Source organism: Flavobacterium sp. N2038 (assembly GCF_025947185.1).
GTDB lineage: Bacteria > Bacteroidota > Bacteroidia > Flavobacteriales > Flavobacteriaceae > Flavobacterium.
Window position 1 is genome coordinate 4,663,466 of sequence record NZ_CP110001.1, and the last position, 10,389, is coordinate 4,673,854.

The following is a 10,389-nucleotide window of genomic DNA, read 5'->3' on the forward strand; positions in this document are numbered from 1 at the left end:
ACTAGATGGAAAATCTAATGAAAAAATACACCATCTCTCTTAGCCTGATCGAAACGGTATCCTTTTATGCCGGGGTTCGGCATAAAAGATATAGTGAAGAGCAGGACAAATGTTCTTGAAAAACCGAAATTTTCTTGCTCCTTAAAAAATTATTCCAATTAAAACTTCAATAAAATAAAGGCTTCGCAAAACATTTTTAAAGCGCTTATTGTACGATAGAAAATATTATGGCAAAAATATTTTATAATTCGAAAAAACGCCATACATTTGCCTAACAGTGTTAAACAATTTAATACTCGAATAAAATGGCTAGTAAAGATCGAATTTTAAGACAAAAAGAAGAGACAAGAAATAATATTCTGGCGCTGCTTATGATATCGTAAAGAAGACGGCTGGAATGGTTTGAGTATGCGTAAAATTGCCGACAGAATCGAATATACTGCCCCTATTATTTATGAATATTTCTCTAATAAAGATGCCATTCTACAGGAATTAACCGGAAAGGGTTTCATTAAACTGACAAAAGAATTAGAGAAAGCAAGAGCCAAATTTGAAAAACCGGAAGATCAATTAGAAGCCATGTGGATGGCGTATTGGGATTTTGCTTTTACCGATACCGAAATGTATCAGGTAATGTTTGGTGTTCAAATGAGCTGTTGTTCTCAGCGATGTTCTGCTTCGGAAGCGCCTTACAGATTATTCGTTGCTGTTATTGCAGAAATCATGAAAAACAGTAATCCAACTGAAGAAGTCGTCAAGCAGAAATATTTTACGTTCTTTTCTGTAATTCACGGTTTAATCGCTATTAATATCATTAACAAAAGTGATATATTAGAAACAATTAACAATCAAATTTTGAAAGATGCCATTGGCGGTATCATCAAATCAATACAATAGTTTTTTTTCAAATTTTACTTAACAGTGTAAAACAATTTAATGGGTAATATAAAATCCTTTTTTTATAACCTTAACTTAACACTGTTAGAAAATTTAATCAAGTAATATCGAGTTTTTTACTCTCTTACTTAACAGTGATAAATAATTTAATACCGATTTTGAGATAAAATCTTAAAGGGCTTATTAAATGGAAAATTACGCACTTTGACTTAACAATGTTAGATAATTTAATTTAATTAAATATGAATCCCGAGAATTCCAGAATACCACAAAATTTAACCCGAGAGAATGTTCAACCAATTAAAACCATAATGAAAATGAAAAATGTAATTATAACCAGTTTTATTCTGGCATTAGTATTAAGCAGCTGTGCCGATAAAAATCAGGCGCCTGCTGCTCCTGCTCCACCGGTTTTACCAGTGTTGGCAATAACAAGTGCAAACACCACCACAGACGCTGAATATCCTGCTGCAATACAAGGAACTGTAGACGTAGAATTCGTCCGCAAGTAAGCGGAAATCTTGAAAGAGTTTATGTAGACGAAGGTGCTTATGTAAGCAAAGGACAAACATTGTTTAAAATAAACGAACGTCCGTTTCGCGAGCAGTTAAATAATGCTTTGGCTAATCTTCATGCTGCCGAAGCTGCTTTAATCAACGCACAGTTAGAAGTTGATAAATTAACTCCTTTAGTTCAAAACAAAGTAGTTTCTGATTATCAGTTAAAAACAGCTAAAGCTTCTCAAAAAATTGCTGCTGCCAATATTGAGCAAGCAAAAGCAATGGTAGGTTCTGCCAAAATTAATTTAGGATATACAAATGTTACAGCTCCTGTAAGCGGGTACATAGGAAGATTGCCTAAAAAACAAGGAAGTCTGGTTTCTGCTTCTGATGTTGAGGCTTTAACAACTTTATCAGATGTTCATGAAGTATTTGCTTATTTCTCTTTGGGCGAAACTGATTTCATCAACTTTAAAGCGCAATACGCCGGAAGTTCTCTTGGCGATAAAATCAAAAAATTACCTCCAGTAACTTTAATTCTTGCTGATAACAATGCTTATCCGCAAACCGGAAAAATCGATATGGTAGACGGACAGTTTGATAAAACAACCGGAGCTATCACGATTAGAGCCACTTTTCCTAACGCAAACGGGACATTGCGTTCTGGAAACACAGGAAAAATTCGTTTAGGATTACAACACGATGATGCCATTTTAGTTCCGCAGGCTGCTACAGTCGAAATGCAGGATAAAGTATTTGTTTTCACGGTAGGTAAAGACAACAAAGTAACCAAAATGCCTATTACAGTTGTGGGTAAAAGCGGTACCAATTATTTAATAAAAGAAGGTGTAAAAACAGGTGACCAAATCGTATTAAGCGGTATTGATAAACTTCAGGACGGACAAGCAATCCAGCCTCAAAAATCAGCCAGCGTTGCCGAAGTAACTAATAAAAAATAATTCTACAAAAATGTTCAAAATTATTTATACAAAGACCAGTACTGGCAACTGTAATCTCCATTTTATTGGTGATCCTGGGTGTACTTGGTTTAACTAAACTGCCTTTACAACAGTTTCCTGATATTGCGCCACCATCGGTTTTGTAACGGCAGTATATCCGGGGGCAAATGCAGAAACGGTTTTACGTTCTGTTGCACCTTCTATCGAAGAATCTATAAATGGTGTAGAAAACATGACTTACATGAGTTCTACAGCAAGTAACGATGGTAGTTTGGCTATTACTGTTTTCTTTAAATTAGGAACAAATGCTGATCAGGCTGCAGTAAACGTACAAAACAGGGTTGCTCAGGCTACAAGCCAGCTTCCGGCAGAGGTTGTGCAACAAGGTATTATTACAGCTAAACAACAAAATAGTTTCATCATGGCTATTGGTATGTATACTGATGATGAATCAAAATACGATCAGACTTTTGTTGCCAATTATGCTCAAATAATATTATTCCCGAGCTTAAACGTATTCCGGGTGTGGGTTCTGCCAGTATTTTTGGTGGTGTAAAAGATTACTCTATGCGTGTTTGGTTAAATCCAACACAAATGTCTACTTACAAGGTAACTCCAAATGAAGTTATGGCGGCCATTCAGGACAAAAGCCTGGAAGCTGCTCCAGGTAAATTTGGAGAAAGAAGTAAAGAGGTTTTTGAGTACGTAATTAAATACAAAGGTAAACTTACCAAACCAGAAGATTATCAAAATATTGCTATACGTTCTATCCTGATGGTTCTGTCCTTCGTCTTAAAGATGTTGCGAGAGTGGAGCTTGGTGCCTATTCTTATAACAGTTTAACCCGTTTAAATGGTAAAAAAGGAGTTGTAATTGGGGTTATTCAGTTAGCAGGTTCAAATTCTAATGATATTCAGATTGCCATCAATAAAATGATGGAAAAGGCTTCTAAAGATTTCCCTAAAGGAATAAAACACAATATTTTCTATAGTACAAAAGTTTCTCTGGATCAATCGATCGAACAAGTTGAGCATACTTTACTAGAAGCTTTTATATTGGTATTTATTGTGGTATTTATCTTCCTGCAAGATTTTAGATCAACATTAATCCCGGCTATTGCTGTACCTGTAGCAATTTTAGGAACGTTCTTCTTCATGCAGTTATTCGGATTTTCGATCAACCTTTTAACGCTTTTCGCATTAATTCTGGCGATTGGTATTGTGGTCGATGATGCCATTGTGGTAGTCGAAGCGGTGCATGCGAAAATGGAACACAAACGCTTGTCTCCAAAAATCGCCACACATGAAGCAATGCACGAAATCACGGGTGCTATTATCTCGATTACGCTGGTAATGGCTGCTGTATTCCTGCCGGTTGGTTTTATGGAAGGCTCAACAGGAGTTTTCTATCGTCAGTTTGCCTTTACGATGGCCATTGCAATTGTAATTTCGGCCGTTAATGCCTTAACATTGAGTCCGGCACTTGCAGCATTATTCTTAAAAGATAATCACGGAGCACACGGCACAAATGGATCGCATGAGAAAAAAGGATTTAAAGAAAAATTCTTTACCGCTTTTAACAGCAGTTTTGAATCGCTAACCAATCGTTATGTTGGCGGATTGAAATTCTTAATCAGAAGAAAATGGTTGAGTTTAGGAGGGTTAGCATTAATTACAGTTGCAACTATTGTAATGGTTAAAACAACTCCTGCAGGATTTATTCCAACAGAAGATCAGGGATTTATTGCTATCGCAGTTAACACCCCATCCGGAACATCATTAGACGGAACTCAAAAAGTAATGACTGAAGCAGAGAATACTTTAAAAGCATTAGATGCTTCACGATTTGTAACCGCTATTTCAGGTTTTAACTTATTGACCAATTCTACTAGTCCATCATCTGCAGTTGTTTTCGTATTGCTTAAACCAAACGAAGAACGCGGCGATATTAAAAATATTGACGAAATCATGAATCAGGTTCGTGGTAAACTGGGAACTATTTCGGGCGGAAGTTTCTTCGTCTTCAGTTTCCCAACTGTACCCGGATTTAGTAATGTTGAGGCTTTAGATTTAGTTTTACAAGATAAAACTGGAGGAAAACTGGATAAGTTTAGTGGTATATCTCAAAATTTCATTGGCGAATTAATGAAACGTCCGGAAATTGCGGTTGCCTTTACAAGTTTCAAAGCCGATTATCCTCAATTACAATTGGATATCAATGACGAAAAAGCCAATCAGTTAGGCGTAAATGTAAAAGACATTTTACAAACCATGCAGGCGTATTTTGGTAGTGCACAGGCATCAGACTTTAACCGATTTGGTAAATATTACCGTGTGGTTGTTCAGGCTGATATTGCCGACAGAGCAGATCCAACAGCAATTGATCGTGTATTTGTAAAAAAAAAACTGGCGAAATGGTGCCCATAAATACTTTAGTTAAGCTAACTCGTATTTATGGTTCTGAAACCGCTTCACGATATAATTTATTTAACTCAATTTCTATTAATGCAATTCCGAAACCAGGATTTAGTTCCGGAGATGCCATTAAAGCAATTGAAGAAGTAGCAGCACAACAATTACCTGCAGGTTACGGGTTTGAATTCTCGGGCCAAACCCGTGAGGAGATTTCTTCCGGAGGGCAATCGGCTACAATTTTCTTACTGTGTTTGATATTCGTTTATTTCCTACTTGCTGCACAGTATGAGAGTTATATCCTTCCTTTGGCGGTGATCTTATCAATCCCTGCAGGTATTTTTGGAGTATTCGTAGCTATTGGTTTAACTGGTATTGAAAACAATATTTATGTGCAAGTTGCCCTGGTCATGCTGATTGGACTTCTTGCCAAAAATGCCATCCTGATCGTCGAATTTGCCGTGCAGAAAAGAAAATCGGGACAAGCGTTAATCAGAGCTTCAATCGATGCTGCAAAATTACGTTTACGACCAATTATCATGACGTCACTTGCCTTTATTGTTGGTTTAGTACCCATGATGAGTGCCAAAGGACCATCTGCTCAAGGTAACCACTCTATAAGTATTGGTGCCGCCGGAGGTATGATTTCAGGAGTAATTCTAGGATTGTTTATCATTCCTGTTTTATTCATCATCTTCCAGCATTTACAAGAACGAGTTTCTGGAAAACCAGTTGCCGTAATTCATAACGAAGAAAAATAAAAATGGAAAACTATATAACGACAGTTTTGGTAGCCGTAATATTCGGTATCGCCTATATATCATACAGAATCTCGAAAGATCTTGAAAACAGAAAAGATACTTGTACAGAAATCTAATAAAAAGACAATGAAAAATTATATAACCAAAATCGTGATGATCGCCATTTTGATCACGACCTTAATATCCTGTAAGGTATCAAAGGATATTGAAACACCAAAAGATGCATTTCCTGAAAATTTCAGGAATGCAGCTGTTTCAAAAGACACAACCAGTATTGGCGATCTGGAATGGAAAAATTATTACTACCGAAAAAGATGTTGTACAGTTAATAGACAGTGCCATTGCCCGCAATAATGATTTACAGATTGCTGCCAAAATATCGAAATTGCACAGTACAGATTTACTCAGTCTAAATGGGGAAATGTACCACAGGTTAATCTATTTGTTAATGCAAGCAGCAGTAATCCGTCAGACAATAGTTTTACGGGAATGAATCTAAATCAGGCTTGGGTCAAAACACATTGATGATTATTCAGCCGGAGCAACACTTTCATGGGAAGCTGATATTTGGGGGAAAATCAAAAATCAGAAAAAAGGCGCTTACGCAGAATATCTTCAGTCTGCCGAAGTTAAAAAGGCTTTACAAACCAATATCGTAGCCAACGTTTCAAGAGGATACTACAATCTTTTGATGCTGGATGCCCAATTGGATATCGCCAAACAAAACCTTCAGCTAAATGATAGTACAACAAATATTATCAAACTGAAATATGACGCCGGACAAGCAACTTCATTGGCAATTCAGCAATCTGAAGCGCAGAAATTAAACTCTGCGCAATTGATTCCGTTGTTGGAACAAAACATTGCCATTCAGGAAAATGCATTAAGCGTTTTGACTGGTTCTTTCCCGACTGCAAAACAAAGAACAACACTTTTAAACGCAATCGCAATTAGAAACGATAATACAATAGGAATTCCGTCTTCATTAGTAAGCCGAAGACCCGATGTTAAAAGTGCCGAACTTGAATTAAAGATTGCCAATGCAAATGTCGGAATCACAAAAGCGATTTGTATCCGGCATTGAGAATTACGGCACAAGGTGGCGTGAACTCTTTTGAAACCAGTACGTGGTTTAATATTCCTGCTTCTCTTTTTGGTACCGTAGCAGGAGGCTTAACACAACCTTTACTGAACAATAAAAAAGTAAGAACACAATATAATATCGCTGTTGCCGAAAGAGAAAAAGCAGTTTTAAATTTCAGACAGTCAGTTTTAATTGCTGTAAGCGAGGTTTCTGATGCTTTGGTAGTGACTGAGAAATTACAACAACAGGAATATTTTCTACAGGAAAAAGTAAAAACACTGCAACAAGCAATTAAAAATGCCAATTTGCTTTTCAAAAATGGAATGGCAGAATATCTTGAAGTTTTAACCGCACAGGCAAATTTATTGCAAAGTGAACTTGAACTTGCAGATATCAAAAGACAACAATTAACAGCCAACACCGAGTTGTATCGCGCTCTTGGCGGTGGCTGGAGATAATACCCGTACCCGTTAATTATTTATTTTTTGAGATGAAAACGCTGTGAGACCTTTGGGTTTCATGGCGTTTTTTAGTTTGATTTGCCACAAAGGCACTAAGTCGAACTATTTTGTTTCATGCAGATTTTAGAAGATTTAATTTTAAAAAAGGGACAAAAAATTATCTGCGCATATCTGCTTAAATCTTTTTATCCCGATAGCTATCGGGAGCGTGAAAAAACTTTTAAATATGTTTTTCGCCTTACACTTATCATCGTACGCGGATGATACTGATTTGATTTGCTAAAACATGGATTTATGCGATTTTTTTTATTCTGCATTCTATATCGTGCTGAGCAAAACCGAAGATTATCATTATACAAATGGTCCATAACTTCAATTTCAAAGATAAAAGTTCTGCTTTAGATTGTTGCAGGCTACCAGCCACAACATTTCCTTATTTTGAGATTTTTTTAACTTTTATAGTATATGTAAATAAACAAAAAGTGGTAAATTCGTTTTAAATTACGGAACGATCGTTCCGTTATAAATATATTATTATGCAAAATTCAAATCATTCCCTTGTCAGAATTACTTATTTACTCAAACATCGACAAGAGAAAAATCTCAATCAAATTAAAACAATACTAGAAGAAAATCAGTTCTGGGGACATTTTCCTTCTCAGGGAAACAAGATAATTAATTGGCAAGTGCTTGTTGGCAAAGGCCATTTTATTACACTCGAATGCGAAACAGATAAACTTCGCGATCTAAATCTTGTTATTGAAACAAGAGCATGGGGAGCTTTTGAAACGGAAACTTATCTGTCTTATGATTATTTACCCATTTTCGGGCTTAACAATAAATAATATTTTTTTCATTTTTTCAGGAACGATCGTTCTGAATATAATTTAAACATTTATGGAATTAGGAATTAGTCTCTTTGGAGACATGCACATCAATTTAGAAAACAAAACTATACAATCAGCTGAATCTCGATTAAAGGAACTCAAAGAAGAAATAATTCTGGCAGATGAAGTTGGTTTGGACATTCTGGGAATAGGAGAACATCATCGCGAAGAATATGCGGTTTCCAGTCCTGAAATTGCATTAGCTTTTGCTGCATCAATTACGAAAAAAATCAAATTAACAAGTGCAGTGAGTGTACTAAGTTCTTCAGATCCTGTTAAACTTTTTCAGGATTTTACCTTACTTCAGGCATTATCTGATGGTAGAGCAGAACTTATGGCCGGAAGAGGAAGTTTTGTAGAATCATTTCCGCTTTTTGGTCATAATTTACAAGATTATAACGAACTTTTTATTGAAAAACTGGATCTTCTTTTTAAACTTAATCAAGAAGAATTGATTACCTGGAAAGGGAAATTCCGTCCTGCTTTAGAGGCGCAACAAATATTTCCACGCGCAGAAAAACCTTTAGATATATGGGTTGCATCCGGGGGGTCTCAAAATTCAGTAATGAATGCTGCACAAGATGGGATACCACTTATAATGGCTGTAATTGCCGGTACCCCTCTTACAAGTTTTGCCCCGCTGTACAAATTATACAAATCAATCTATAATGCATGCAATTACGATCAGGACAAATACAAAATAGGAATGTTTTCGCATGGTATTATTGGAAATGACAGTAAAAAAATAAAGGAATACTACTTTAATCACTATGCTTCACAAATGAATCGAATTGCTGACAGCCGGGGCAGAAATCATTTTCAAAAATTTCAGTACGATTTTGGTACCTCTCCTGCAGGTGCAATGTTTGTAGGTGATCCTTCAGAAATTACAGATAAAATATTGTATGCCAGAGAACTTTATGGCATCACACGTTTTATACTTCATTTAGATGTTGGTGCTCCTTCGCATAAACATATCATGAAAAGTATTGAATTGTTTGGAGAAATTGTAGCTCCCGCAGTACGTAAAGCTATAACAACACAGAATCATTAATAAAAATAAACTCAAACATTAAAATGAAAATTTCAAAAATACATTATAAGCTATGGAATGGTAATGCTCCTTCAGAAAATGGATTAACAGGTGAAGAAGTATACGATCCGTTATCCCCATTAGAAATTACAAATGTGCACACCGCAGAAATATATGTTTATCTCCCAGCATCAGATATCAATACAAGAAAAGCTGTTGTAATTTGCCCAGGCGGTGCATATGCAGGTTTGGCTATTAATTCGCAAGGATATGACTTTGCAGAATGGTTATGTTCACTTGGTATTGCCGGAATTGTACTCAAATACAGGTTACCTAATCAAAACAAAAACATACCATTGGATGATCTAAAAGAAACATTCGAATATCTTCATCAAAATGCAGCAAAATTTAACATTGACAAAAATGATATTGGTGTCTGTGGTTTCTCTGCAGGCGGACATCTGGCTGCATTGTTTGCAAATAGCAAGATAGAGCAAAAACATTCCTATTTACATCCGGCATTTAACTTACTATTTTATCCCTAATATCGATGCAAAATTACACGCATGAATTATCAAAGGAAAATCTTTTAGGCACAAACCCTTCTGCTGAAGAACTTAAAAAATACTCTCCCGATTTATTAACCGGCAATCATACTCCACAAACTTTAATCCTTTGTTCTGATGATGATACCTTGATATCCTATCAACAGTATTTTGTATTACAGGGCACTTCAGGAAAATAAAATTCCGGCTTCTTTACATCTTTTCCCATCAGGAAACCATGCTTGGAATATAAAAGGTACAAATATGTTTGGGCAAAAATTTGAGCAAATAAATCAAGCAAAAATTATCCTGAAAGATTGGTTGTCTGCTCTAAAACCTATCGATAATTACTGTTTTTTGAGATGAAAACGCTTTGAAGCCATTGGGTTTCATGGCGTTTTTTGATTTTCGATAAAATGTAAAGACGAAAAGTATTTATCATGCAAATTTCATAAAAGACAAAACTCTCACTATCATCAATATTGATTAAATTATAAGAAAATCATTATTTTTTAACATCCGAAATAATTATATTTGTAAGAAATTGCAAATAAAAACCACGTAACTTGTTAAAAATGAAAAACTTACCAATCTTCCTTCTTATTCTCTCGCTATCATTTCAGGGATACTCTCAAAAAAAAGGCAAAAAAAAGCCCGCATCTAAAGCTAAAACCACAGCAGTTCAGGAAAAGCAGTAACAATAGAAAATAAAACCTGAAAAATTAATACCGGACACCTTACACATACAAAAAGGAAAAGTATGTTTTTTTAGTTGATGTAAAACGAATATTCTTCTCAAGGAAATATGTATATGCAGGCAATGATAATAATTCTGAAAAAGCAGAATTGAA

Annotated in this window: 8 protein-coding genes and 2 pseudogenes; all 10 read left to right on the plus strand. The window is 35.6% G+C overall.

Translation table 11 applies throughout. The annotated features are described in order from the left end of the window. Window positions 1-408: 408 nt before the first annotated feature. The 10 genes and pseudogenes from OLM51_RS20355 to OLM51_RS20405 all read left to right on the plus strand — a co-directional run bounded on the left by OLM51_RS20355 (window position 409) and on the right by OLM51_RS20405 (window position 9,738). Window positions 409-897 carry a TetR/AcrR family transcriptional regulator gene (locus OLM51_RS20355; RefSeq protein ID WP_264552391.1) on the plus strand — a complete coding sequence of 163 codons (489 nt, stop codon included), beginning with the start codon at window positions 409-411 and terminating at the stop codon, window positions 895-897. A gap of 242 nt (window positions 898-1,139) precedes the next feature. Next, window positions 1,140-2,356 (plus strand): annotated as a pseudogene (locus tag OLM51_RS20365) (efflux RND transporter periplasmic adaptor subunit). Continuing rightward, window positions 2,356-5,528: pseudogene (locus OLM51_RS20370) on the plus strand (efflux RND transporter permease subunit). The pseudogenes OLM51_RS20365 and OLM51_RS20370 overlap by 1 nt, the downstream one beginning before the upstream one ends. A 220-nt stretch (window positions 5,529-5,748) precedes the next feature. Then, entirely contained in the window at window positions 5,749-6,021 is a 273-nt protein-coding gene (locus OLM51_RS20375; RefSeq protein ID WP_264552393.1) for a hypothetical protein, read from the plus strand. A gap of 84 nt (window positions 6,022-6,105) precedes the next feature. Beyond that, window positions 6,106-6,612 carry a TolC family protein gene (locus OLM51_RS20380; RefSeq protein ID WP_264554310.1) on the plus strand — a complete coding sequence of 169 codons (507 nt, stop codon included), beginning with the start codon at window positions 6,106-6,108 and terminating at the stop codon, window positions 6,610-6,612. Continuing rightward, window positions 6,597-7,070 (plus strand): TolC family protein, encoded by a 474-nt coding sequence (locus OLM51_RS20385; RefSeq protein WP_264552394.1) that lies wholly within the window; start codon window positions 6,597-6,599, stop codon window positions 7,068-7,070. Before OLM51_RS20380 ends, OLM51_RS20385 begins: the two co-directional genes overlap by 16 nt. A 539-nt stretch (window positions 7,071-7,609) precedes the next feature. Further along, window positions 7,610-7,918 carry a hypothetical protein gene (locus tag OLM51_RS20390; protein WP_264552395.1) on the plus strand — a complete coding sequence of 103 codons (309 nt, stop codon included), beginning with the start codon at window positions 7,610-7,612 and terminating at the stop codon, window positions 7,916-7,918. Window positions 7,919-7,970: 52 nt separating this feature from the next. Continuing rightward, complete coding sequence (locus tag OLM51_RS20395) at window positions 7,971-9,014, plus strand: LLM class flavin-dependent oxidoreductase (protein WP_264550702.1); 1,044 nt, start codon at window positions 7,971-7,973, stop codon at window positions 9,012-9,014. 23 nt (window positions 9,015-9,037) lie between these two features. Continuing rightward, entirely contained in the window at window positions 9,038-9,538 is a 501-nt protein-coding gene (locus OLM51_RS20400) for an alpha/beta hydrolase (RefSeq protein WP_264552396.1), read from the plus strand. A gap of 5 nt (window positions 9,539-9,543) precedes the next feature. After that, window positions 9,544-9,738, plus strand: coding sequence for a hypothetical protein (locus tag OLM51_RS20405; RefSeq protein WP_264552397.1), 195 nt, complete (start codon window positions 9,544-9,546; stop codon window positions 9,736-9,738). Window positions 9,739-10,389 lie beyond the last annotated feature (651 nt).